This is a genomic window from Streptomyces sp. NPDC058683 (assembly GCF_042716195.1).
GTDB lineage: Bacteria > Actinomycetota > Actinomycetes > Streptomycetales > Streptomycetaceae > Streptomyces.
On the sequence record NZ_JBHXSK010000001.1, the window covers coordinates 325,897 to 348,655 of the forward strand.

Genomic DNA, 22,759 nt, shown 5'->3' on the forward strand with positions numbered 1-22,759 from the left:
ACGCATGCCCGGAGGCGCACCGTGAGCCGTCGACCCCGGATCGTGACCGTCGGCGCCGGTTTCGCCGGGTGTCGCGCGGTCTCCATCCTTGCGCGGCCGGCCCGGCACCGGGCCGCCGTCACTCTGTCCGACCCCGCCGACCACTTTCCGTTTCCGCCCTCGTCGAGGCTCGCACCGTCCTCGCCGGGGCCGCTGGACACGGACTCGCCGGCAGCTGCCTGAAGGCCCCCGGAACCGCTACGGACACTCCCTCCGAAGGAGTCTCATGAACACCGCCGAACTCGTCGAGCTCGCCCAGCAGTTGCGTGTGGACAGCGTGCGGGCGGCGGCCGCGGCCGAGTCCGGGCATCCGACCTCGTCGATGTCCGCCGCCGATCTGATGGCCGTCCTGCTCGCCCGCCATCTGCGCTACGACTTCGACCGGCCCGCCCACCCCGGCAACGACCGTCTCATCCTCTCCAAGGGCCACGCCTCGCCCCTGCTGTACGCCGCCTACAAGGCGGCCGGCGCCATCGACGACGCCGAACTGCTCACCTTCCGCAAGCTCGGCTCCCATCTGGAGGGTCACCCCACCCCGCGCCGGCTGCCCTGGGTCGAGACCGCCACCGGCTCCCTCGGCCAGGGTCTGCCGGTCGGCGTCGGCATCGCGCTGTCCGGGAAGCGGCTGGAGCACGGCCGGTACCGGACCTGGGTGCTGTGCGGGGACAGCGAGCTGGCCGAGGGTTCCGTGTGGGAAGCCGCCGAACACGCCGGGTACGAGCATCTCGACAACCTCACCGCGATCGTCGACGTCAACCGGCTCGGCCAGCGCGGCCCCACCCGGCACGGCCACGACCTGGACGCCTACGCCCGTCGCTTCCAGGCCTTCGGCTGGCACACCGTACAGATCGACGGCCATGACGTGGACGCCGTCGACCGCGCCTGCACCGAGGCCGCGGCCACCGCGGGGCAGCCCACCGTGATCCTCGCCCGCACCCGCAAGGGCCGGGGCGTCGCCGCCGTCGAGGACCGCGAGGGCATGCACGGCAAGCCGCTGCCGGACCCCGAGGAGGCCGTCGCCGAACTGGGCGGCGTCCGGAACCTCCACGTCCATGTGAAGGAGCCGCCGGCGGCCCGTGCCCTGCACTCCGTGCCCACCGGTGCGCTCGAACTCCCGCGCTACGACAAAGGGGACGAGGTCCCCACCCGTGACGCGTTCGGCAAGGCGCTGGTCGCGCTCGGCACCGCCCGTGCCGACATCGTCGCGCTGGACGGCGAGGTCGGCGACTCCACCCGTACCGAGCTCTTCGGCAAGGAACACCCCGACCGGTACTTCGAGTTCTACATCGCCGAACAGCAACTCGTCGCGGGTGCCGTCGGGATGGCCGCGCGCGGCTGGGTGCCGTACGCCGTCACCTTCGCCGCCTTCCTCAGCCGGGCCCACGACTTCGTCCGCATGGCCTCGGTCAGCGGCAGCGGGATCAACCTGGTCGGCTCGCACGCCGGTGTCGCGATCGGGCAGGACGGGCCCTCCCAGATGGGCCTGGAGGACCTGGCGATGTTCCGTTCCCTGTACGGCTCGACCGTGCTGTACCCCTGCGACGCCAACCAGACCGCCAAGCTTGTCGCGGCCATGGCCGGGCTGGACGGCATCCGCTATCTGCGCACCTCGCGCGGTGCGAGCCCGGTGATCTACGGGCCTGACGAGGAGTTCCCGGTGGGCGGCAGCAAGGTGCTGCGCTCCTCCGACGCGGACCGGCTGACCGTGATCGCCGCCGGCGTCACCCTGCACGAGGCGCTGAAGGCCGCCGACGCGCTCGCCGAGGACGGCATCCGGATCCGGGTGGTCGACCTGTACTCCGTCAAGCCTGTCGACCGGGGGACCCTGCACCGGGCCGCCGAGGAGACCGGCTGCCTGCTCACCGTCGAGGACCATCACGAGGAGGGCGGGCTCGGCGACGCGGTCGCCGAGGCGTTCGCCGACGGCCGGCCGGTACCGCGCCTGGTGCGGCTCGCCGTGCGGACCATGCCGGGCTCGGCCGCCCCCGACCAGCAGCTGCACGCGGCGGGCATCGACGCCGAGGCGATCGCGGCGGCCGGGCGGCTGCTGGTCGAGGAAGCGATCGTGCGATGAGCGGCGACGACGACGGTGACGAGGCGGTCGTGCGATGAGCGGTGGCGGGGTGCGGGAGCCGGTGGTGGCTCTGGCGGCCGGACGTGGACGGTGGCAGGAGGCGGACCCATGAGCGGACAGGCCGGACTCCGGTACGTGTACGCAGTCTGCCGCCCCTTCGAGGCGGCCCTGCAGGCCCAGCTCACCGGCGTGGCCGGCGTCCCGCCCGGGCTGCTCAGGCACCACGGGCTGGTCGCCGTCGTCAGCACGGTCCCGGAGGGTGACTTCGCCGAGGCGCCCCTGCGGGACCATCTGGAGGACCCGGACTGGCTGGCCGCGACCGCCCGCGCCCATCAGGGCGTGGTCGACGCGCTCACCACGGTCACCACCCCGCTGCCGCTGGGGGTGGCCACGGTCTTCCGGGACGACAGCGGCGTACGGACCATGATGGAGGCCCGAGAGGCCGACTTCCTGCACACCCTCGACCGGCTCGACGGCCGGGTCGAGTGGGGCGTCATGCTGTACGCCGACCCGTCCGAGAAAGAGCCGGCGCCCGCCGAGGAATTCGCCCGCACCCTGCACGAGCGGCTTTCCCGGTACGCCGAGGATTCCCGGCTGCACCCGCCACCGAAAGCGCCGCCCACCGGAGCGCCGGAACGGAATCTGTTCTGCGCCGCCTATCTGGTGGCGCGCGCGAATTGCGAGGAATTCGTGGAACTGGTGGACCGTACGAAGGACGAGAGGCCGGGAATACGGGTGGAACTCGCCGGCCCATGGGCGGCCTACTCGTTCACCGACTACATCGCCCTGCAGGAGCATCCCGATCTGCTGGACCTCTGCACGCGGCCCGGCTCCGGGACCGTGACGGGCAGCGGCCCGAGGACCTGAATCCGGACCTCGGACCGCTGGGGCCGCTGTTGCCGCTGTTACCGCGCGAGTGAACCGGCCACCGGAGGCGGCTCTACCACCGGTACCAGCGGCCCCTGCCACCGGTGCCGGTCGTGCCGCGTACCAGGAATCCGAGAAGCCACAGCACGAGCACGACGAGCGCGATCCACCAGAGCAGTTTCACCGCGAATCCGGCACCGAAAAGTATCAGCACCAGAAGCAGAACCAGCAGAATGGGAACCATAGTCTGACCTCCTGCGATCCGGGTTTCCCGAATGGCTTGGATCAGGCTCACTTACGGCAGAGAATTTCTCCGTGCAGGACGGCGAACCAGCCGTCGTCCGATGCCGCCCATTCCCGCCAGGCCCCCGCGATCGCCCGCAGTTCCGCGGTGGTCGCGTGACCCCCCTCGGTGGCCTGCTCGGCGTACGACGAGGCGACCGTGCGGTCCGCCCACAGCCCGCCCCACCACGCCCGCTCCTCGGCCGTGCTGTACGTCCAGGTGCCGGAGGTCGCGGTGATGTCGGTCAGTCCAGCCGCCAGCGCCCAGGACTTCAGCCGCCGCCCGGCGTCCGGCTCGCCCCCGTTGGCCCGGGCCACCCGCCGGTACAGCTCCAGCCAGTCGTCCAGGCCCGGCACGGCCGGGTACCAGGTCATCGCCGCGTAGTCCGAGTCCCGTACGGCGATGAAGCCGCCGGGCTTGGTGACCCGGCGCATCTCGCGCAGCGCCTGCACCGGGTCGCCCACGTGCTGGAGCACCTGGTGGGCGTGGACCACGCAGAAGGTGTCGTCCGGGTAGTCCAGGGCGTGCACGTCGGCGACCGTGAAGTCCACGTTCGTCAGTCCGCGCCCGGCGACGGTCTCCCGGGCCTGCTCCAGGATGCCCGGCGCGTGGTCGGCGCCGGTGACTCGGCCGTCGGGGACCAGTTCCGCCAGGTCGGCGGTGATGGTGCCGGGGCCGCAGCCGATGTCCAGGATCCGCATGTGGGGCTTCAGTGAACCGAGCAGATAGGCCGCGGAGTTGGCGGCGGTGCGCCAGGTGTGGGAACGCAGCACCGACTCGTGGTGCCCGTGCGTGTAGACGGCGGTCTCCTGCGGTTTCGACATGGCTCAGCCCCTTCGCTTCACACCAGGCGGACGGGGCCGGACGACCCCGTCCCGCGGTATCCGCAACGCTACGCCCGCATGCCGAATGATGAGACCCGCGTTTTATGATGTGGACTGACGCTCTGTCAGAGCGGCCGGTAGACGGTCAGCGCCTCCGGCAGCTTGTCCACCGTCACCTCGCCCTGCACGTCGGTGACTTCCCCGTCGTACGCGAGCGGGGTACCGGTCTTGAGGCCGGTGAGCCGCAGCCGGCTCACCCGCACCTCCGCGTGTGCGGGGGAGCGGGTCAACGGGCCCGCGAGGGCGGCGGTGAGCAGGCGCAGCGCGGGATGCCTGCCGCCGTGCACCACCCGTACGTCCAGCTGGCCGTCCGCCAGGTCGGTACGCCGGCCCGGTGTCAGGCCCATCCGGTGGTAGACGCAGTTGCCGACGAACAGCAGCCACAACGGGTGGGCGGAGCCGCCGAGTTCGACCTCCAGCGGATGCCGGTCGGTGCGCAGCACGCGCAGCGCCGCGAGCACCTCGGCGGGCCGGCCGCCGATGCGGTGCGCCCAGCGCTCCCGCTCGCGCACCAGCTCCGGATACACACCGAGGCTCAGCGTGTTGAGGAAGACGCCCTCCTGGCCGTCACTGGCGAAGCGGCCGACGTCCACCCGGACCGCCTCGCCGTCGCGCACCGCGCGGCCCAGGCCGCGGCCGCCCTCCACGGTCAGGTCGTAGGCGAAGTGGTTGAGGGTGCCGCCGGGCAGCACCGCGAGCGGCAGGCCGTGCCGCAGGGCGATCCGGGCGGCCGCGTTCACGGTGCCGTCGCCGCCGCACACCCCTAGCGCCCGCGCCCGCAGCGCCGCCTTCTCCAACTCGGCCTGCACCTCTGCCGGTTCGCACTCCACCAGCTCGGCCATCGGCAGCTCGTCGTGGAGCGCCCGGACCCGGTCGGAGCTGCCCGAGGCCTGGTTGGCCACCACCACCAGACCCTCCCCGTCCGGCAGCGCCGGGACCTTGGCGCGCGGCCGGGGCGGCGGGCCGATCTGGCCCCGGGTCGGCACCAGCCGGCGTATCGCGAACGCGGCGCCCACGCCCAGAGCCGCACCCGCGAGCACGTCGCTCGGGAAGTGCACGCCCGTGTAGACCCGGGACATCGCGACCGAGAACGCCACCGGTGCCACCACCGCGCCCCACCCCGGGGACTCCAGGGCGACCCCCGCCGCGAACGCCGCCGCCGACGCGGCATGACCGGAGGGGAACGAGGTGGTGATCGGCTGCCGCTTCAGATGCCGCACCGCCGGCACCGGGTCCAGGACCGGCCGGGGCCGGCGCACCGAGCGCTTGCCGAGGGTGTTGATGGTCAGGGAGGCCAGGCTGAGCGAGGCCAGGCCGCGGGCGGCGGCCCGGCGGGCCCGGGGAGTGCGGGACGCCGCCACCGCGGCGGCCGCCGCGAACCACAGCACGCCGTGGTTGGCGCCGCGGCTCAGCCGGGGCAGCACCGGTTCGGCGAACGGCCAGTTCCGCTCGGCCGCCACCTCGAACAGCCTCAGGTCGAGAGCGAGCAGCCGGTCGCGCAGCGCGTGCCGGCCGGGCTTCAGGACGGTCAGGTCAACATCTGGGCTCATGCGGGTCCGGGTACCCTGAAGTGGCTGTTTCCTGCCGGTACGCGGTGTGGTCGAGTGAGAGGAACCCCTGGATGCGCCTGCTCCTCATACGTCATGGGCAGACCCCCACCAACGTGGACTTCCTGCTCGACACGGGCGTACCGGGCCCCGGTCTGACCGCGCTCGGCGAGCGGCAGGCGGCGGCCCTGCCCGAGGCCCTCGCCGGCGAGGACGTCGAGGTGCTCTACGTCTCCACGCTGACCCGCACCCAGCTCACCGCCGCGCCGCTGGCCGCCGCCCGCGGTCTCGTCCCGATCGTGCGTGACGGCATCCGCGAGGTCTCCGCCGGCGACCTGGAGCTGCTGCCCGGCCACTCCGAGCGGGGCCAGGAGTACATGCGGACCGTGTTCGCCTGGGCGGCCGGGGACACCGGGCTGCGCATGCCCGGCGGGGAGACCGGGGACGAGACCCTGGCCCGCTACGACGCGGTGATCGCCGAGGCCGCGGCGAGCGGTGCCGGGACGGTCGCCGTGATCAGCCACGGTGCCGCGATCCGCCTGTGGACGGCGGCCCGCGCCGACAACGTCGACGTCCCCTTCGCCGCCGCCCGTCCCCTCGACAACACCGGCGTGGTCGTCCTGGAGGGCTCCCCGGCCGACGGCTGGAAGGCGGTGTCCTGGGAGGGTGCGGTGGTGGAGCCGGCGGGGGAGAGCGGGCCGACGGGGGAGCCGCTGGAGTCCGCCGCGGAGTGACTGCGTCACGGGGCTGCCGACGTGTTCGGGTGCGGGCCGGTGGGGGCTGGTCGCGCCCACGCGGCGGCAGCCGCATATCGATACAGCCCCGCGCCCCTTTCAGGGGCGTCCACTTGGCGCCCCTTCAGGGGCGCGAGCAACCACGACGCGTCCGCGGCCGAAGGCATCGGGCCGATAACGGTTTGCCCTATCTCGGCGGTGCCGCGCAGAATCCCTGACCATGGGACACCTGGAAGCCGCGCATCTCGAGTACTACCTCCCCGACGGGAGGGCCCTGCTCGGCGATGTGTCGTTCCGGGTCGGTGAGGGGGCCGCCGTCGCGCTGGTCGGCCCCAATGGCGCCGGCAAGACCACCCTGCTGCGGCTGATCTCCGGCGAGCTGAAGCCGCACGGCGGCACCGTGACCGTGAGCGGCGGCCTCGGCGTGATGCGCCAGTTCGTGGGCTCTGTACGGGACGAGACCACCGTGCGTGATCTGCTGGTGTCGGTGGCGCCGCCCGGGATCCGGGAGGCCGCGCAGGCCGTGGACCGGGCCGAGCACGGCATCATGACCGTCGACGACGAAGCCGCCCAGCTCCGCTACGCGCAGGCACTCGCCGACTGGGCCGAGGTGCGCGGCTACGAGCACGAGACGCTCTGGGACATGTGCACGATGGCCGCGCTCGGCGTGCCGTACGACAAGGCCCAGTGGCGGCAGGTGCGCACCCTCTCCGGCGGCGAGCAGAAGCGGCTGGTGCTGGAGGCCCTGTTCCGCGGCACCGACGAGGTGCTGCTCCTCGACGAGCCGGACAACTACCTCGACGTCCCCGGCAAGCGCTGGCTGGAGGCGCAGCTGGGGGAGACCCGCAAGACGGTCCTGTTCGTCTCCCACGACCGGGAGCTCCTCGCCCGCGCCGCCGAGAAGATCGTCTCCGTGGAACCCTCGCCGACCGGCGCCGACGCCTGGGTGCACGGCGGCGGCTTCGCCACCTACCACGACGCCCGGCGTGAACGCTTCGCCCGCTTCGAGGAACTGCGCCGCCGCTGGGACGAGAAGCACGCCCAGCTGAAGAAGCTGGTGCTGAACCTCCGCCAGGCCGCCGCCGTCTCCCACGAGATGGCCTCCCGGTACGCGGCCGCGCAGACCCGGCTGCGCAAGTTCGAGGAGGCCGGGCCGCCCCCGGAGCCGCCGCGCGACCAGGACATCAGGATGCGGCTGCGCGGCGGCCGGACCGGCGTGCGTGCCGTCACCTGCGCGGGACTCGAACTCACCAGCCTGATGAAACCCTTCGACCTGGAGGTCTTCTACGGCGAACGGGTCGCCGTCCTCGGCTCCAACGGCTCCGGCAAGTCGCACTTCCTGCGGCTGCTGGCCGGGGAGGAGGTGGCGCACACGGGACAGTGGAAGCTGGGCGCACGGGTGGTGCCCGGGCACTTCGCCCAGACCCACGCCCACCCCGAGCTGCAGGGCCGTACCCTCCTCGACATCCTGTGGACGGAACACTCCCAGGACCGGGGCGCCGCGATGTCCCGGCTGCGCCGCTACGAGCTGACCCACCAGGCCGAACAGACCTTCGAGCGGCTCTCCGGCGGCCAGCAGGCCCGGTTCCAGATCCTCTTGCTGGAGCTACAGGGTGTAACGGCACTGCTGCTCGACGAGCCGACCGACAACCTCGACCTGGAGTCCGCCGAAGCCCTCCAGGAGGGCCTGGAGGCCTTCGACGGCACGGTGCTCGCCGTCACCCACGACCGCTGGTTCGCCCGTGCCTTCGACCGCTACCTGGTCTTCGGCACCGACGGCCGGGTCCGCGAGACCCCGGAGCCGGTGTGGGACGAGCGCCGGGTGGAGCGCGCCCGCTAGACAGGCCCGGCAGCCCGGACCTTCGTACAGTGGATGCAGGGATCCGGACCGCCGGGACGGACACGACGAGCGGGGTACCACCATGACCGGAGTCGACCCCAGCCGGCTGGACGACCAGCAGCTCATGAAGGAGCTGGAGACCATCCACCGGACGCGCCACGACACCCTGCTGTACGGCTCCAACGACGCGCTGCGCGCCCACAACGAGCGCATGGCCCAGCTGGAGGGCGAGTACCTGCGCCGCAACCCGCGCCGCATCGTCGCCGCCGGCCGCACCCGGGAGGGCGCCAGGGAGCGCAGCTGCTCGGAGACGGCGACACCGCGCGCCTCCGCGAGCTGAGACCGGCGCCCTGCTCGGGCTCAGGCCTCGCGGAGCGCGTCGAGGAAGGCCTCGCAGAAGGCCTTCAGGTCGTCCGGCTTACGACTGGTGACCAGCGTGTTGGGACCGGCCCCGCAGACCTGGGCCTGCTCGTCGACCCAGGTGCCGCCGGCGTTGCGGATGTCGGTCCGCAGGCTCGGCCAGGACGTCAGGGTCCGGCCCCGCACGACATCGGCCTCGATCAGCGTCCAGGGCGCGTGACAGATCGCCGCGACCGGCCGGCCCGCCTCGAAGAAGCCCTTCACGAACGCCACGGCCCGCTCGTCCGTCCGCAGAATGTCCGGATTGGCGACCCCGCCGGGCAGCACCAGCGCACCGAACGAGTCCGCCGAGGCGTCGCCGACCACCTCGTCCACGGGGAACGTGTCCGCCTTGTCGAGATGGTCGAAGCCTTGGACCCGCCCCGGCTGCGTCGACACCAGCACCGGCTCGTGCCCGGCGTCGGAGACCGCCTTCCACGGCTCGGTCAGCTCCACCTGCTCCACGCCCTCGGGCGCGGTCAGAAACGCGATACGCATGATGTCCACTCCTTGCTTCCTGGGCTTGCCCGCCGGCGTCCCGGCCCGGACCTGAGCAGCTCGTGGTTCACCTCGTCGTCCCGGTGAACGCTCAGCCGGTCACTGCCGCGCTGCACATCTCCCCCAGATGCTTCGGGGAGTGCGGGACGCGTACCCGGTGACAAGGGGCCGACACGCCGAACCGGCCCGTCAGGTCACCCGAAAGGGCGGGCGTGTCCCGCGAATGGGGGTCGGCCGCGCGCGGCACGGCGTGGGGCGGGCTGTGATGGCTGCGGGGGCACCAGCCGCGTGTCCCCGGAGTCGTACGTTCCGAGGAGCCACCCCATGCGCCGTACCGCTCGCGCTCTGTCCGTCGCCGTCCTGGCGGGTGCCGCCTTCGGCGTCGCCGGTACGACCGCCGCGGCCGGCCCCGCCGCCGAAGCCGGCCCCGGCGCCGCGCCGCCCGGCGCTTCCGTCTCTGTCACCTGCGGGACGGCCGACGGGACCTGCCCGGCGGCGGGCGGGGTGCAGGGGCCGCCCTGGAGCACACCCCTCACGGTCGCCGGGAGCCAGGGGAGCGCCGTCGGGAGTGGGGGGAGCGCCCTCCGGAATGAGGGGAGCGCCGTGCCCCCGGCCGACGGTGGCGCGGTCCCGGGCGGGGACAGCGGGGTGCCGCACGGGGACGCCGGCGCGGTACCCGGCGGAGACAGCGGGGTCGCTCACGGGGATGACGGCACGGTCTCTCGGGGGGACGACGGCACGGTCCCGCACGGCGACGATGCCACGGCTCCTTGGGGCGACAGCGACAGCGACAGCGGCAGCGGCACGGGCGCTCGGGGCGACAGCGGCACGGGTGCGCGGAGTGACAGCGGCACGGGTGCTTGGGGAGACGACGGCGGCACGGCTGCTCGGGGTGACGCAGGCACAGGCGGTCGGGGTGACGATGCCACGGGTTCCCGCGGGGACGTCGGGGGCGGCACGGCGACCGGGGGCAGTGGCGAGCGGCCCTGTTCCGCGGGGCAGAAGTCGTGCGGCGAGGGCGGACACGAGTGTGCCTCCTCCGGTTCCTCCCATTCCTTCGGCTCCTCTTCCTCCGGTTCCTCCGGTTCCGGCGGAGCCGGTTTCTCCGGTTCCTCCGGCCCCTGCGCGGACGACCAAGCGTGTGACGAGCCGCGCGGCGGTGACGCCTCCTGTGATCCGCCGACCGTCGAGCACGGCGTGGAGGCCGGGGCGGGCGGCGCCTTCACGGACTCGGTTCCCGCACTGGTCGCGGGCGGCATGCTGATCGCGGCCGCGTGCGGCGGTGCGGTGTACCGGCTGGCCGGCGGGAGGTCCCGCGCGGACGGATGAGACGGCCGCCACCGGGTAACCCCTGGGGCGACCACTCCGGCACCGTACGCATCACCACCCGACGGAGCGCGCGGCCCGGACCGGACGGCACACGGCACCACGGACTGCGCGGAGGCGGACATGCGGCAGACGGATCCCGAGGATCAGCGGCCGCTCCGGGACACGCCCGCGCGGGGCCACGGACCCGTCCGGTACGGGCCGCCGCTGCCCGACGACGGGCTGCCCGTCCTGCCCGAACTCTCCGCCGCGCTGGCCGCCGCCGCGAGCCGGGGCGGCGAGGAACCCGTCGGCGGCGGTCCGGCGCTGCTCGACGCGGCCCGCGGCTACTGGGAGCGCCGCGGGCTGACCGCCACGCCCGGCCGGGTGACCGCGGGCCCCGGCGCCCCCGCCCTCCTGCTGGCGCTCACCGCCGCGCTCGGCGGCGACGTCCTGGTGCCGCGCCCCTGCGCCGCCTGGTGGGCGCCGTACGCCCGACTCCTCGGCCGGCCCGTCTTCCACGTGGCCACCCCCGCCGAGTCCGGGGGCGTGCCCGACCCCTACGCGCTGCTGGAGACCGTGCGCCGGGTCCGGGACGAGGGCGGCGACCCCCGGCTGCTGGTCCTCTCCGTCGCCGACGACCCGACCGCCACCGTCGCCCCGCCCGAACTGCTGCACGCGACCGTCGAGGCGGCCACCGGCGAGGGACTCCACCTGGTCAGCGACGAGACCTGGCGCGACACCCTGCACGCGCCGCACGCCACGGTGCTGCTCAGTCCCGCCGAGATGCTCCCGGACCGGGTCACCGTCGTCACCGACCTGGCCGGCGCCCTGCTGCCGGCCGGCTGGCCCGCCGCCGTCGCCCGGTTCCCCGAGGGCGACACCGCTTCGGCCCTGCACGCGCGCGTGCTCGACGTCCTCACCGCGCTCGGCGCCCGCCTCGCCGGACCGGTCGCGGTCGCCGCCGCCCACGCGCTCGACGAGCCCGAGCCCGTCACCACCCGCCGGGCGGACGCCGTACGCCTGCACGCGCGCCTGGCCGCCGCCGTGCACACCGCGGTGGTCGAGGGCGGCGGCGTGGCCCGGCCCCCGCAGGCCGGCCGTCACCTGTACGCCGACCTGGAATCGCTGCGCGCCGCGCTCGGCGCTCAGGGGGTCGGCGACGCACAGGAGTTGGAGGAGTTCCTCACCGCCCGGCTCGGCATGCCCGCGCCCGGCGGCCACCGCTTCGGCGACGACCTCCAGGCGCTGCGCGTCCGGCTCGCCACCGGGCCACTGCTGGGCGGAACCGACGAGGAACGCCTGGAATGCCTCACGTCCCCCGCACCGTTGGAACTGCCACACGTGCAACGCGCGTTGATGTCCTTGAGGTCGGTACTCGACGATCTCCGCGACGACGCTCAGCGATGGGAGCCTCCTCGATGACGCAGCAGACGCAGCAGACGCATGAGTCAGGATCCACCACGACGACTGCCACCACGACGACTGCCCCGGCGACGACTGCCGACCCGCCTGCCACGACGCCCCGGGACGCCACCACTCCCACCGTCACGACCCCCACCTCCCCCACCCCCAGCGCTCCGACTCCTTACGCGCCTCCGTTCCCGCCGCTCGCCGACCCCCGTCCGCTGGGCGAAGTCCGGTTCTGGCCGCGGACCTTCCACGACCGGCTGACCGCACCCCTGCCCGGCCTCAAGGCCATGGCCCGCTTCGCCCGCGAGGGCTCCGTCCGCCCAGGGCGCGAGGGCCTCGCCGACATCCCCCGGCTGCCCTACGAGCCGGGCCCGCTGCCCCGCGTCGACACCGACACGGTCGCCGTCACCTGGGCGGGGCACGCCAGTTGGGTCGTCCGGATCGGCGGCCTGACCGTCCTCACCGACCCCGTCTGGTCCCGCCGCATCATCGGCACCCCGGCCCGGGTCACCCCGGTCGGCGTCGACTGGGAGACGCTGCCGCGCGTCGACGCGGTCGTCATCAGCCACAACCACTACGACCACCTGGACGCCCCCACCCTGCGCCGCCTCCCGCGCGACACCCCGGTGTTCGCACCGGCCGGCCTCGGCCGCTGGTTCCGGCGCCGCCGCTTCACCACCGTCACCGAGCTGGACTGGTGGGAGGCGGCGGAACTGCCCGGTGTCCGTTTCGACTTCGTCCCCGCCCACCACTGGTCCAAGCGCACCCTCACCGACACCTGTCACAGCCTCTGGGGCGGCTGGGTCCTCACCGCCGCCGACGGGCAGCGCGTCTACTTCGCCGGCGACACGGGATACGGCCACTGGTTCTCCCGCATCGGCGGCCGCTACCCGGGCATCGACCTGGCCCTGATGCCCATCGGCGCCTACGACCCCCGCTGGTGGCTGAGCGACGTCCACCTCGACCCCGAGGAGGCGGTCCGGGCGACCGAGGACCTGGGGGCGAGGCGGATGGCCCCCATGCACTGGGGGACCTTCATCCTCTCGGCAGAGCCGGTACTGGAGCCGTTGCGGCGGGTACGGGCGGCCTGGAAGAAGGCGGGGCTGGACCGGGAGAACCTGTGGGATCTGCCGGTCGGGGGGTCGAAGGTGCTGGAGTTCAGCGCCCCATAGGGGCGCGGCGCCCGCGGTCAGCCACGCACCGCACCACCCCGAACTCGCCGCACCACACCCGGCATCGCGCTGATCACCACGGTCAGCGCGACCGCCAGCACAACCCCCTCCCACGGCTCCGGGAACAACGACCCGCCCAGAATCCCGATCAACTGATAAGTCGCGGCCCACGCCACACAGGCCGGCGCGTTCCCCCGGGCGAACCGCCGCAACGGCCAGTCGGCCAGCAGACACGCCAGCATCACCGGGATGCGGCCGGCCGGCACCAGCCGTGACAACACCAGTACGGCAACCCCGTGCTCGGCCAACCTCGCCTGCGCCTGCTCCAGCCGGTCCTCCGGCGCCCGGGCCCGGATCGCCGCCAGCCACCGCGACCCGTTCTTCGACCCCATCCCGCGCCGCCCCAGCCAGTACAGCGCCGCGTCCCCCAGGAAGGCGGCCAGCGACGCCGTCACCAAGACCAGCGCCAGCGCGAACGGCGCCGTCTGGTGAAAGGCCACCACCGCCGCCGAACTCACCAGCGCCCCCGTCGGCACCACCGGCACCAGCGCCCCCACCAACACCAGCAGAAACAGCGTCGGATAGCCGATCGCCTGCTGCGTGGACTCGGTCGACGAGGGCGACGAGGTGGCTGCCGTGGCGCCGGCGGCCGCCATCACCACCAGCAGTCTCACCGTGCGACCTCCAGCCGCACGCTCTCCCCGTGACCGAGCTTGTGCACCGCCACCCGCGGCGCGTACTCCGCCGCCAGGCGCACGAACTCGTCGCCCGGCGCATGGAACTCGTGCGGGCGCACCCCGTCCATGCCGATCGGCCAGTACGTGCCGTAGTGCACCGGCACCGCGCTGCGCGGCGCCAGCCGGGCCAGTGCCCGCGCCGCCCGCCCGGCGTCGAGATGCCCCTCTCCGAGGTGGGGCCCCCACCCGCCGACCGGCAGGAGGGCCACGTCCACCGGCCCGACCGCCTCGGCCATCTCGTCGAACAGCCCGGTGTCCCCGGCGAAGTACGTCCGTGCCGCACCCTCGACGACGTACCCGAGGGCGGGGGAGCGGTGCGGGCCGACCGGCAGCCGGCGCCCGTCGTGACGTGCGGGCACGACGCGTACGACGAGCGGGCCGACGGATATCTCGTCCCCGACACCGACCTCGGTGATCCGCAGCTGCCGGAGCCGACGGAGCGTGGGCACCGCCCGTGGTGCGCCCCGGGGCACAAGCAGGCGCGTGCCCGGGGCGAGCCCGGCCAGCGAGGGGACGTGCAGATGGTCGGCGTGCAGGTGGGAGACGAGCGCGAGGTCCGCACGACGGGCCTCGGGCGGCGGCGGGGCGCCACGGCGGCGGCGCAGGTGCGCGAGCCTGCGAGCGAACAGAGGATCGGTCAGCAGTCGTACGCCCGAATCCTCGATCGTGCAGGTGGCGTGACCCCACCAGGTGATCTCCACCGGCACCTCTTTGCCTCCTTCGCGCGACTCCCCGAAGCCTACGTGCAGGAGTAGGGTCGGCGGCGAAACCCGGAGGTGAGGGGGGACGCCATGGGACAGGTGCGGGGTGCCTACGGCGGGCTCGCGCCGGTGCGGGTGACCGCCATCGCGAGTCTGACGCCCCTGGAGGAACTGGAGATCGACCCCTTCCTGGTCGACTCCCGCAGCCAGCACGCGATGTGCGCGCGCTGGGCACTGGAGCACGGGTACGTCATCGCCCGGGAACTCCTGGTCCGCGGGCTGCGCCACGACCACAGCGCCCTGTGGGCGGGTGTCCGGCCCGGCCTGGACGTCTTCGTCGCACCGAGCAGCCGGGTGCTGGAGAGCGCGCTGTCGTCGGTCGAGGACTTCACGGCGGAGTGCGTGAGACGCGGGGTGCGGGTGGAGACGGTGGGGCGGGCCGAGCCCCGCTACGACGCCCAGATGAAGGCGAGGGTCCACCGGCGGCTGTCGATGCCGACGGCGGGGTACGACGGCAGGTGAGCCCGCTCGCGCCCATGGCCGTGTGACAGTGTGGGCGGCAGCAGACCCGCGGCGGACGCGGGTCGCGGACGTGAGGTCGGTGGGGCGTGCGGTGGCGGCGGGTCGTCAGTCAGATCGGGCGGAGCGTCGTGGTGTGGGCGGTGTCCACCGTGACCATGCTGGTCCTCGCCGGGATCCTGCCCGACTTCCAGCTCCAGTCCGCCGACGGTGACAGCGCCACCCGTATCGCCGTGACCGCGGCCCTCGGCGCCGGCGCCTTCGGTGTGCTGTCGGCCGTCGTATGGCCCCTTCTGGTACGACTGCTGCTGCTGGTGCCCGCGCTCGTCCTCGGCCTGCTGGTCTTCGCCCTCAACGGCTCCCTCCTCCTCGTCGCCCTGCGTATCAACCCCTCCGGACAGAGCGAGGCCGCCCCGGAGACCGCCGTGATCGTGGCCGCCGTGATGTCCGCCGTCGCCTCCGCCACCGGCGGTGCCCTCGCCGTCCGCGACGACGACGCCTACCGGCGCCGGCTCTCCCGCCTCGCCACCCGCCGCCGCGGCTCCCGCCCGCCCTGCCCGGCCACCCCCGGCACCGTCTTCCTCCAGCTCGACGGCGTCGGCCACGACGTCCTCACCGACGCCGTCGCCAAGGGACTGATGCCGACGGTCGCCGCCTGGCTGGACGCCACCCACCGGCTCACCTGCTGGCGCACCGACTGGTCCAGCCAGACCGGCGCCAGCCAGCTGGGCATCCTGCACGGCTCCACCTTCGACGTCCCGGCCTTCCGCTGGTACGAGAAGGACAGCCGGGAGGTGATGGTCTGCAACCGGCCGACCAGCGCCGCCGAACTCCAGCGCCGTGCCGTCGAGCGCACCGCCGACGGGGGACTGCTCACCCTGGACGGCGCCAGCCGCGGCAACCTCTTCAGCGGCGGCGCCGACGAACAGGCGCTCGTGCTGTCCATAGCCACCCGCCGACGAGGCCGGGAGAACCGTTCCCGCGCCGGTTACTTCGCCTACTTCTCCGACCCGGCCAACGCCGTCCGCACCGCGCTCTCCTTCTTCGCCGAGGTCGGCCGCGAGATCGGCCAGTCCGCCACGGCCCGGACGCGCAAGCAGCGGCCCCGCGTCAAGCGCGGCGGCCTCTACCCCTTCGTCCGCGCCTTCGCCACCGTCGTCGAACGGGACGTCGTCGTCGCCGCGGTCATGGGCGACCTGCTCGCCGGCCGCACCGCCGTCTACGCCGACCTCGTCGCCTACGACGAGGTCGCCCACCACTCGGGGCCGCACAGCCGGGACGCCGAGAAGGTGCTGCAACGCCTGGACCGCGCCCTCGCGCTGATCGAGAAGGTCGCCGAGCACGCGCCGCGGCAGTACCGGATCGTCGTCCTCTCCGACCACGGGCAGAGCCCCGGCGAGACCTTCCACTCCCGGTACGGCCTCACCCTCGGTGACCTGGTCCGGGCCGGCTGCGGGCTGCACGTGCCGCGCCGCGCCGAGCGGACGCACAGCGGCGCCGAGGCCCGGGCCGCCGTCCGCGCGGCCCTGCGCAGGCCGGTCGAGGAGGGCGGTGAGAAGCACCGGCCCACCCGGCGCTCGGAACCGGTCGTGCTCGCCTCCGGCAACCTCGGCCTGGTCTCCTTCCCGGACGTGCCGCACCGCATGACCAAGGAGGAGATCGACGCCCGGTACCCGGCGCTGCTCACCACCCTCGCCAACCACCCCGGCATCGGGTTCCTGCTGGTGCGCAGCGAGGAGCACGGCGGGGTGGTGCTCGGGGCGTACGGCGCGGAGATACCGCTGGACCGGCTCGACGGCGTCGCGGGGCCGCTCGCCGTGTTCGGGCCGGGCGCTGCTGATGCCGTGCGGCGGACCCACTCCTTCCCGCACACCGCCGACATCATGGTGAACTCGTCGTTCGATCCGGAGTCCGGGGAGGTGCTCGCCTTCGAGGAGCAGATCGGGTCGCACGGGGGGCTCGGCGGGGCCCAGGGGAGGCCGTTCCTGCTGTCGCCGGTCTGCGTCTCGGAGCCGGCTGAGGAGTCGGAGGAGCTCGTGGGCGCGGAGGCCGTGCACGGAGTGCTGCGGCGGTGGCTTCGGGAGGCGGACGGGCCGCAGGTGCCGGTGCCTGCGGAAGGGGAGAGGGCCGCGTGAGGGTGCGGGCCGGTGGGGGTTGTTCGCGCAGTTCCCCGCGCCCCTGACGGGGCGCTCCAGTCCAGCCCGGATAAATCAGCTGCGTTCCTCTCGCTCCCGGCACACACTGATTCGAGTCGCAAGTCTCTCGAACACTCCTCAGGAGCCGTCCCTTTGCAGGCAGCCGTTACCGTCACCCCCGCCCGTCTCCCCGAGCTCCTGCTCGGCCTTGCCACCGTGCGGCCCGTGTTCATCTGGGGGGCGCCCGGGATCGGGAAGTCCTCGCTGGTGCGGGCGTTCGCCGAGTCCCTGGGGCTGGAGTGTGTGAGTCTGCTCGGTACGCAGCTCGCGCCCGAGGACCTGATCGGCGTTCCGCAGATCCGTGACGGGCGGTCGGTGTTCTGCCCGCCCGAGGTGATCGCCCGGGACGAGCCGTACTGCCTCTTCCTCGACGAGCTGAACGCGGCCACCCCGGATGTGCAGAAGGCGTTCTACTCGCTGATTCTCGACCGCCGGATCGGCAGCTACGAGCTGCCGAAGGGGTCGATCGTCATCGGCGCCGGCAACCGTGCCACCGACAACGCCCTCGCCCGGCCCATCGCCTCCGCGCTCGTCAACCGGCTCGCCCACGTCCACCTGACGGCCTCGGCCCACGACTGGCTCGCCTGGGCCGCCGGCAACGGCATCCACCCGTGGATCCTGGACCACCTCACCGACCGGCCCGACCATCTGTGGTCCAAGCCGCCGAAGACCGAGGAGCCGTTCTCCACCCCGCGCTCCTGGCACATGCTCTCCGACGCCCTGCACTCCTTCGGGCGCGACCTCGACGAGGAGACCCTGAAGGTCCTCGCGCACGGCACGCTCACCCCGGCCCACGCGACCGCCTTCTGCGGATACGTCAAGATCGTGCGCAGCCGGTTCGGGATCGAGGCGATCCTCAAGGGCGACGCCGGCTGGCCGCACCGGATCGAGGACCGCGACCTGCTGTACTACCTCGCCGAGTCGTTCCGCGGGCGGCTCGTCAAGGAACTGCCCGTCGACAAGGAGCACATGTCGGCGAACGGCCGGCAGACCGCGTACCGCGCCAAGTCGCTGCTCGTGCAGCTCGCCGAGATCTCCGTCGAGGTCGCCCAGACCGTCATCGCCTCCGACGCCGACGGCAACCCCGTGCTGCCCGCCTGGTTCCTGATCGAGGCGGCCCGGGACATGCCCCGGCTGGTGGAGGCCCGCCGGTGAGCCGGGCCGCCGCCCGCAAGGAGCAGCAGAAGAAGAAGGACCCCGCCGCGGAGAACTTCGCGGCCGGCGTCGAGCTGCTGCGCGCCAACCCGGCCCTGCGGGCAGTGGAGTTCACCATCTGCCGGCACGAGAAGTGCGAACTGGCACCCCACGAGGGGCTGGTACGGGCCGACTCCGACGGCGTCCTGCACGCCCACGCCACCCGGCGCGCCGAACCGGCCGAGTGGGCCTGGGCGCTGGCCCACTGCACCATCCATCTCGGCTTCGGCCACCTGCCCGCCGCGACCGGGCCGCGCACCCAGCCCGACCGCTACGACCTCGCCGCCCGCTGCACCGTCGTCAACCGCTTCCTGGAGACCTTTCCGGTCGGCGAGGCACCGGACCACCTGCCCGCGTCCTATCCGGAGGGTGACGAGGAACGGCTCGCCGCCGGCTGGCGCCGCGTCGGCTCCATCCCGGCCGCGTACGAGCGGGGCGGCACCAGCGGCGGCGAACCGGACCAGCTGCTCCTCTCCTGGAACAAGTGGGCCGGCCAAGTCCCCGACTGGCAGGTCGGGTTCGCGCACGCACTGACCCGCACCATGTCCCGGGCGATGGACCTGGCCGGCGGCCGCCGCACCTCCATGACCGGGCCGCCGACCCCGCTGCGCCCCTGGGAACAGGCGCTGAGCTGGTTCGTATCCTCCTATCCGCTGCTCGGCGGGATCGCGGCCGGCATCAAGCTGGTCGCCGACGCCGAACTGGCCCGCGCCCACGACATCGCGATCGCCGCCGTCAACCCCGAGGCCGGCGAGATCTACGTCAACCCGCTGCGCACCCTGGACGACGAGGAGTGGCGGTTCGTCCTCGCCCACGAGATGCTGCACGCCGCCCTGCGCCACGGCGGCCGCCTCGGCGGCCGCGACCCCTACCTCTTCAACGTCGCCTGCGACTACGTCATCAACGGCTGGCTGGTCGAGATGCGGGTCGGCACCATGCCCGAGGGGCTCCTGCACGACCCGGAGCTGAAGGACCTGTCGGCGGAGGAGGTGTACGACCGGATCGCCGTCGACCTGCGCCGGATGCGGCGCCTGGCCACCCTGCGCGGCAAAGGGCGCGGCGATGTCCTGGGCGCGCCGCTCGGCCCGCCCGGCGCCTGTGTCGACCTCGACGAGTTCTACCGCCGGGGTCTCGGCCAGGGTCTCGACCTGCACCAGACGCAGGGCCGCGGCTTCCTGCCCGGCGGCCTGGTCGAGGAGATCCGCGCGCTCAGCCATCCGCCGCTGCCCTGGGACGCCCAGCTCGCCCGCTGGTTCGACGAGTTCGTGCCCCGGCCGGAAGCCGTCCGGTCCTACGCCCGGCCCTCCCGCCGGCAGTCGTCCACCCCGGACATCCCGCGCGCGGGCCGCTACTTCCCGCCCGAGGAGGTCGCCCGCTGCACCTTCGGCGTGGTCCTGGACACCTCCGGCTCCATGGACCGCACCCTGCTCGGCAAGGCCCTCGGCGCGATCGCCTCCTACGCCGAGGCCCGTGACGTACCGGCGGCCCGTGTGGTGTTCTGCGACGCCGCGCCGCACGACGCCGGGTACCTGCCGACGACCGAGATCGCCGGGCGGGTCCGGGTGCACGGCCGCGGCGGAACCGTCCTCCAGCCCGGGATCGACCTGTTGCAGCGCGCGGACGACTTCCCGCCGACCGCACCGGTCCTGGTGATCACCGACGGCTGGTGCGACGTCCTGCGGGTGCGGCGCGAGCACGCCTACCTCGTCCCCGACGGCCGTCGCCTGCCGTTCACTCCCCGTGGGCCGGTCTTCCGCGTGCGGTGAGCCCGGATGTGATCGGATGGGAGGCAGCGAAACCGGTTCATTCGCCTTCGTACGCCGAAAGGAACAACCGTGGCCACCACGCGCACCGCACACACCGTTTGGGAAGGCAACCTCCTGGAGGGCAACGGTGTCATCACCTTCGACTCCTCCGGTATCGGCCAGCAGCCGGTCACGTGGGCCTCGCGTTCCCAGGATGCGAACGGCAAGACCAGCCCGGAGGAGCTGATCGCCGGCGCCCACTCCAGCTGCTTCTCCATGGCCCTCTCGCACGCCCTGGCCGGCGCCGGCACCCCGCCCACCAGGCTGGTGACCAACGCCGACGTCAAGTTTCAGCCGGGTGAGGGCATCACCGGGATCCACCTGACCGTCGAGGGCACGGTGCCCGGCCTGGACGAGGCGGGCTTCGCCGCCGCCGCCGAGGACGCCAAGAAGAACTGCCCGGTCAGCCAGGCCCTGGCCGGCACCACCATCACCCTGGACGCGAAGCTCGCCTGACCGTCGTACCCCTTCGGATGCCGCGTCCCCGTGCTGGGGCGCGGCATCGTCGTTCACGGGGCTCCCGGCATTGACAACGGCTCGCTCAAGTTTTGTGCTGGAGTCGGGGAAGTGCCCCGGGCGGAAGGGGACGGACATGACACGTGCGGTCGGGATCGACCTCGGTACGACGAACTCGGTGGTGGCCGTCCTGGAGGGCGGTGAGCCCACCGTCGTCGCCAACGCCGAGGGGGCGCGCACCACCCCGTCGGTGGTGGCCTTCGCGAAGAACGGCGATGTGCTGGTCGGAGAGGTCGCCAAGCGGCAGGCGGTGACCAATGTGGACCGCACCGCGCGCTCGGTGAAGCGGCACATGGGCGACGGTGCCTGGCGGTTCCCGGAGAGCGGGAGCGTCGACGGCACGCGGTACCGGGCCCAGGAGCTGTCGGCGCGGGTGCTGCAGAAGCTGAAGCGGGACGCCGAGGCGTACCTCGGCGAGGACGTCACCGACGCGGTGATCACCGTACCCGCGTATTTCGACGACTCGCAGCGGCAGGCCACCAAGGAGGCCGGGGAGATCGCCGGCCTGAAGGTGCTGCGGATCATCAACGAGCCGACCGCCGCGGCGCTCGCCTACGGCCTCGACCGGGGCGAGGAGCAGACGGTCCTCGTCTTCGACCTCGGGGGCGGAACTTTCGACGTTTCCCTCCTTGAGATCGGCGACGGTGTGATCGAGGTCAAGGCCACCAACGGCGACACGCACCTCGGTGGCGACGACTGGGACCAGCGGGTCGTCGAGCATCTGGTCAAGCGCTTCAAGGGGCAGTACGGCATCGACCTGGGCAACGACAAGATGGCACTGCAACGGCTGCGCGAGGGTGCCGAGAAGGCGAAGATCGAGCTGTCCTCGTCCACGGAGACGTCGGTCAACCTGCCGTACATCACGGCATCCGCCGAGGGCCCGCTGCATCTGGAGGAGAAGCTGACGCGGGCTCAGTTCCAGCAGCTGACCGCGGACTTGCTGGACCGCTGCAAGAAGCCGTTCCATCAGGCCGTCAAGGACGCGGGTGTGGCGCTGTCCGCGATCGACCATGTGATCCTGGTCGGCGGCTCGACCCGGATGCCCGCCGTCACCGACCTGGTCAAGGAACTCACCGGCAAGGACCCGCACAAGGGCGTCAACCCGGACGAGGTGGTGGCGGTCGGCGCCGCCCTCCAGGCAGGCGTGATCCGCGGCGACGTCAAGGACGTCCTGCTCCTGGACGTCACCCCGCTGTCCCTGGGCATCGAGACCAAGGGCGGCATCATGACGAAGCTGATCGAGCGCAACACCACGATCCCGACCCGGCGTTCGGAGATCTTCACGACCGCCGCCGACAACCAACCCTCGGTGGGCATCCAGGTCTACCAGGGCGAACGGGAGATCGCGGCCTACAACAAGAAGCTCGGTGTCTTCGACCTCACCGGCCTGCCGCCGGCACCGCGCGGTGTGCCACAGATCGAGGTCGCCTTCGACATCGACGCGAACGGGATCATGCACGTCTCGGCGAAGGACCTGGCGACCGGGCGTGAGCAGAAGATGACCGTGACCGGCGGCTCCGCCCTTCCCAAGGACGACATCGACCGCATGATGCGGGAGGCCGAGCAGTACGCCGAGGAGGACCGCAAACGCCGCGAGGCCGCCGAGACCCGCAACCAGGCCGAGCAACTCGTCTACCAGACCGAGAAGTTCGTCCGCGACAACGAGGACCGCGTGCCGGCCGACACGAAGACCGACGTGGAATCGGCGATCACCGAGCTCAAGACCCTGCTGGACCGCGACGCGGACACCGCGGAGCTGCGCCAGGGCGTGGAGAAACTGGCGACTGTCAGCCAGCGGATGGGCCAGGCCATGTACGCGTCTGCCTCCGGCGGTTCGGCCGAAGAACAGCGCCCGCCCGAGGCCGACGAAGAGGGAGTGGTGGACGCGGAGATCGTGGACGACGAGAGGGGCGCGGCCGGGTGAGGAACCGCCGGAATCCGTCGTCGTGGCTGATCACCGTCGCGGCGGAGAGAGGGTGAGCGGCGGCAAGAAGGGTGCGTGCGGCAAGAAGGGTGCGTGCGGCCGGAAGGGAGCGG

At 73.0% G+C, this 22,759-nt stretch carries 20 protein-coding genes; 14 read left to right on the forward strand and 6 right to left on the reverse strand.

The genetic code is table 11. The features are described 5' to 3' along the window. The first annotated feature begins 265 nt into the window (after positions 1-265). Together ACFWXC_RS01595 and ACFWXC_RS01600 are read left to right on the forward strand one after the other, a co-directional pair. Positions 266-2,113 (forward strand): transketolase, encoded by a 1,848-nt coding sequence (locus ACFWXC_RS01595; RefSeq protein ID WP_384471274.1) that lies wholly within the window; start codon positions 266-268, stop codon positions 2,111-2,113. A 108-nt stretch (positions 2,114-2,221) separates the two neighbouring features. Continuing rightward, positions 2,222-2,980: a GvpL/GvpF family gas vesicle protein gene (locus ACFWXC_RS01600; RefSeq protein WP_384471277.1), complete on the forward strand. Its 759-nt coding sequence runs from the start codon at positions 2,222-2,224 to the stop codon at positions 2,978-2,980. Positions 2,981-3,053: 73 nt separating this feature from the next. On the opposite strand, the gene ACFWXC_RS01605 is transcribed toward ACFWXC_RS01600, so the two are convergent. The 3 genes from ACFWXC_RS01605 to ACFWXC_RS01615 all read right to left on the reverse strand — a co-directional run bounded on the left by ACFWXC_RS01605 (position 3,054) and on the right by ACFWXC_RS01615 (position 5,697). After that, on the reverse strand, positions 3,054-3,224 hold the full coding sequence (locus tag ACFWXC_RS01605) for a hydrophobic protein (RefSeq protein ID WP_351730305.1): 171 nt from the start codon (positions 3,222-3,224) through the stop codon (positions 3,054-3,056). Between the two features lie 47 nt (positions 3,225-3,271). Continuing rightward, the gene (locus ACFWXC_RS01610; RefSeq protein WP_384471280.1) at positions 3,272-4,087 is read right to left on the reverse strand and encodes a class I SAM-dependent methyltransferase; all 816 of its coding nucleotides are present in this window, start codon (positions 4,085-4,087) and stop codon (positions 3,272-3,274) included. 125 nt (positions 4,088-4,212) lie between these two features. Next, entirely contained in the window at positions 4,213-5,697 is a 1,485-nt protein-coding gene (locus ACFWXC_RS01615) for a bifunctional phosphatase PAP2/diacylglycerol kinase family protein (protein WP_384471283.1), read from the reverse strand. Between the two features lie 71 nt (positions 5,698-5,768). On the opposite strand from ACFWXC_RS01615, the gene ACFWXC_RS01620 reads away from it, so the two are divergent. From ACFWXC_RS01620 to ACFWXC_RS01630, 3 genes are all read left to right on the forward strand, one after another. Further along, the gene (locus ACFWXC_RS01620; RefSeq protein ID WP_384471285.1) at positions 5,769-6,428 is read left to right on the forward strand and encodes a histidine phosphatase family protein; all 660 of its coding nucleotides are present in this window, start codon (positions 5,769-5,771) and stop codon (positions 6,426-6,428) included. Positions 6,429-6,648: 220 nt separating this feature from the next. Then, positions 6,649-8,268 (forward strand): ABC-F family ATP-binding cassette domain-containing protein, encoded by a 1,620-nt coding sequence (locus ACFWXC_RS01625; protein ID WP_384471288.1) that lies wholly within the window; start codon positions 6,649-6,651, stop codon positions 8,266-8,268. Positions 8,269-8,350: 82 nt separating this feature from the next. Continuing rightward, positions 8,351-8,608, forward strand: a complete 258-nt coding sequence (locus ACFWXC_RS01630; RefSeq protein ID WP_384471291.1) for a DUF6158 family protein — start codon at positions 8,351-8,353, stop codon at positions 8,606-8,608. A 20-nt stretch (positions 8,609-8,628) separates the two neighbouring features. Here the strand turns inward: ACFWXC_RS01630 and ACFWXC_RS01635 are convergent, their stop codons facing one another. Beyond that, positions 8,629-9,165, reverse strand: a complete 537-nt coding sequence (locus ACFWXC_RS01635; RefSeq protein WP_384471294.1) for a type 1 glutamine amidotransferase domain-containing protein — start codon at positions 9,163-9,165, stop codon at positions 8,629-8,631. Positions 9,166-9,489: 324 nt separating this feature from the next. Between ACFWXC_RS01635 and ACFWXC_RS01640 the strand changes: the two genes are divergently transcribed. The 3 genes from ACFWXC_RS01640 to ACFWXC_RS01650 all read left to right on the forward strand — a co-directional run bounded on the left by ACFWXC_RS01640 (position 9,490) and on the right by ACFWXC_RS01650 (position 13,055). Beyond that, positions 9,490-10,494 (forward strand): hypothetical protein, encoded by a 1,005-nt coding sequence (locus tag ACFWXC_RS01640; RefSeq protein ID WP_384471297.1) that lies wholly within the window; start codon positions 9,490-9,492, stop codon positions 10,492-10,494. Between the two features lie 120 nt (positions 10,495-10,614). After that, complete coding sequence (locus tag ACFWXC_RS01645) at positions 10,615-11,895, forward strand: aminotransferase class I/II-fold pyridoxal phosphate-dependent enzyme (protein ID WP_384471300.1); 1,281 nt, start codon at positions 10,615-10,617, stop codon at positions 11,893-11,895. Further along, on the forward strand, positions 11,892-13,055 hold the full coding sequence (locus tag ACFWXC_RS01650; RefSeq protein ID WP_384471302.1) for an MBL fold metallo-hydrolase: 1,164 nt from the start codon (positions 11,892-11,894) through the stop codon (positions 13,053-13,055). Before ACFWXC_RS01645 ends, ACFWXC_RS01650 begins: the two co-directional genes overlap by 4 nt. Positions 13,056-13,072: 17 nt before the next feature. Here the strand turns inward: ACFWXC_RS01650 and ACFWXC_RS01655 are convergent, their stop codons facing one another. Both ACFWXC_RS01655 and ACFWXC_RS01660 read right to left on the reverse strand, forming a co-directional pair. Then, positions 13,073-13,711 (reverse strand): DedA family protein, encoded by a 639-nt coding sequence (locus ACFWXC_RS01655; protein ID WP_384471572.1) that lies wholly within the window; start codon positions 13,709-13,711, stop codon positions 13,073-13,075. Positions 13,712-13,725: 14 nt separating this feature from the next. Further along, positions 13,726-14,499, reverse strand: a complete 774-nt coding sequence (locus ACFWXC_RS01660; protein WP_384471304.1) for an MBL fold metallo-hydrolase — start codon at positions 14,497-14,499, stop codon at positions 13,726-13,728. Between the two features lie 84 nt (positions 14,500-14,583). Between ACFWXC_RS01660 and ACFWXC_RS01665 the strand changes: the two genes are divergently transcribed. From ACFWXC_RS01665 to dnaK, 6 genes are all read left to right on the forward strand, one after another. Next, positions 14,584-15,015: a hypothetical protein gene (locus ACFWXC_RS01665; RefSeq protein ID WP_384471307.1), complete on the forward strand. Its 432-nt coding sequence runs from the start codon at positions 14,584-14,586 to the stop codon at positions 15,013-15,015. A 131-nt stretch (positions 15,016-15,146) separates the two neighbouring features. Then, the gene (locus ACFWXC_RS01670; RefSeq protein WP_384471575.1) at positions 15,147-17,147 is read left to right on the forward strand and encodes an alkaline phosphatase family protein; all 2,001 of its coding nucleotides are present in this window, start codon (positions 15,147-15,149) and stop codon (positions 17,145-17,147) included. 153 nt (positions 17,148-17,300) lie between these two features. After that, entirely contained in the window at positions 17,301-18,362 is a 1,062-nt protein-coding gene (locus ACFWXC_RS01675) for an ATP-binding protein (protein WP_384471310.1), read from the forward strand. Next, a complete protein-coding gene (locus tag ACFWXC_RS01680; protein ID WP_384471313.1) occupies positions 18,359-20,167 on the forward strand; it encodes a hypothetical protein in 1,809 nt (602 codons plus the stop codon). The genes ACFWXC_RS01675 and ACFWXC_RS01680 overlap by 4 nt, the downstream gene beginning before the upstream one ends. Before the next feature lie 69 nt (positions 20,168-20,236). Then, positions 20,237-20,662, forward strand: a complete 426-nt coding sequence (locus ACFWXC_RS01685; RefSeq protein WP_384471316.1) for an OsmC family peroxiredoxin — start codon at positions 20,237-20,239, stop codon at positions 20,660-20,662. A 136-nt stretch (positions 20,663-20,798) separates the two neighbouring features. Next, positions 20,799-22,646 carry a molecular chaperone DnaK gene (gene dnaK / locus ACFWXC_RS01690; RefSeq protein WP_384471319.1) on the forward strand — a complete coding sequence of 616 codons (1,848 nt, stop codon included), beginning with the start codon at positions 20,799-20,801 and terminating at the stop codon, positions 22,644-22,646. The last annotated feature ends 113 nt before the right edge of the window (positions 22,647-22,759 follow it).

Coding starts and splice junctions, on each gene's coding strand:
- ACFWXC_RS01610 (WP_384471280.1), bottom strand. CDS start 4,087: ATGTCGAAACCGCAGGAGACCGCCGTCTACACGCACGGGCACCACGAG.
- ACFWXC_RS01620 (WP_384471285.1), top strand. CDS start 5,769: ATGCGCCTGCTCCTCATACGTCATGGGCAGACCCCCACCAACGTGGAC.
- ACFWXC_RS01640 (WP_384471297.1), top strand. CDS start 9,490: ATGCGCCGTACCGCTCGCGCTCTGTCCGTCGCCGTCCTGGCGGGTGCC.
- ACFWXC_RS01595 (WP_384471274.1), top strand. CDS start 266: ATGAACACCGCCGAACTCGTCGAGCTCGCCCAGCAGTTGCGTGTGGAC.
- ACFWXC_RS01645 (WP_384471300.1), top strand. CDS start 10,615: ATGCGGCAGACGGATCCCGAGGATCAGCGGCCGCTCCGGGACACGCCC.
- ACFWXC_RS01600 (WP_384471277.1), top strand. CDS start 2,222: ATGAGCGGACAGGCCGGACTCCGGTACGTGTACGCAGTCTGCCGCCCC.
- ACFWXC_RS01605 (WP_351730305.1), bottom strand. CDS start 3,224: ATGGTTCCCATTCTGCTGGTTCTGCTTCTGGTGCTGATACTTTTCGGT.
- ACFWXC_RS01615 (WP_384471283.1), bottom strand. CDS start 5,697: ATGAGCCCAGATGTTGACCTGACCGTCCTGAAGCCCGGCCGGCACGCG.
- ACFWXC_RS01635 (WP_384471294.1), bottom strand. CDS start 9,165: ATGCGTATCGCGTTTCTGACCGCGCCCGAGGGCGTGGAGCAGGTGGAG.
- ACFWXC_RS01630 (WP_384471291.1), top strand. CDS start 8,351: ATGACCGGAGTCGACCCCAGCCGGCTGGACGACCAGCAGCTCATGAAG.
- ACFWXC_RS01625 (WP_384471288.1), top strand. CDS start 6,649: ATGGGACACCTGGAAGCCGCGCATCTCGAGTACTACCTCCCCGACGGG.
- ACFWXC_RS01665 (WP_384471307.1), top strand. CDS start 14,584: ATGGGACAGGTGCGGGGTGCCTACGGCGGGCTCGCGCCGGTGCGGGTG.
- ACFWXC_RS01650 (WP_384471302.1), top strand. CDS start 11,892: ATGACGCAGCAGACGCAGCAGACGCATGAGTCAGGATCCACCACGACG.
- dnaK (WP_384471319.1), top strand. CDS start 20,799: ATGACACGTGCGGTCGGGATCGACCTCGGTACGACGAACTCGGTGGTG.
- ACFWXC_RS01655 (WP_384471572.1), bottom strand. CDS start 13,711: ATGGCGGCCGCCGGCGCCACGGCAGCCACCTCGTCGCCCTCGTCGACC.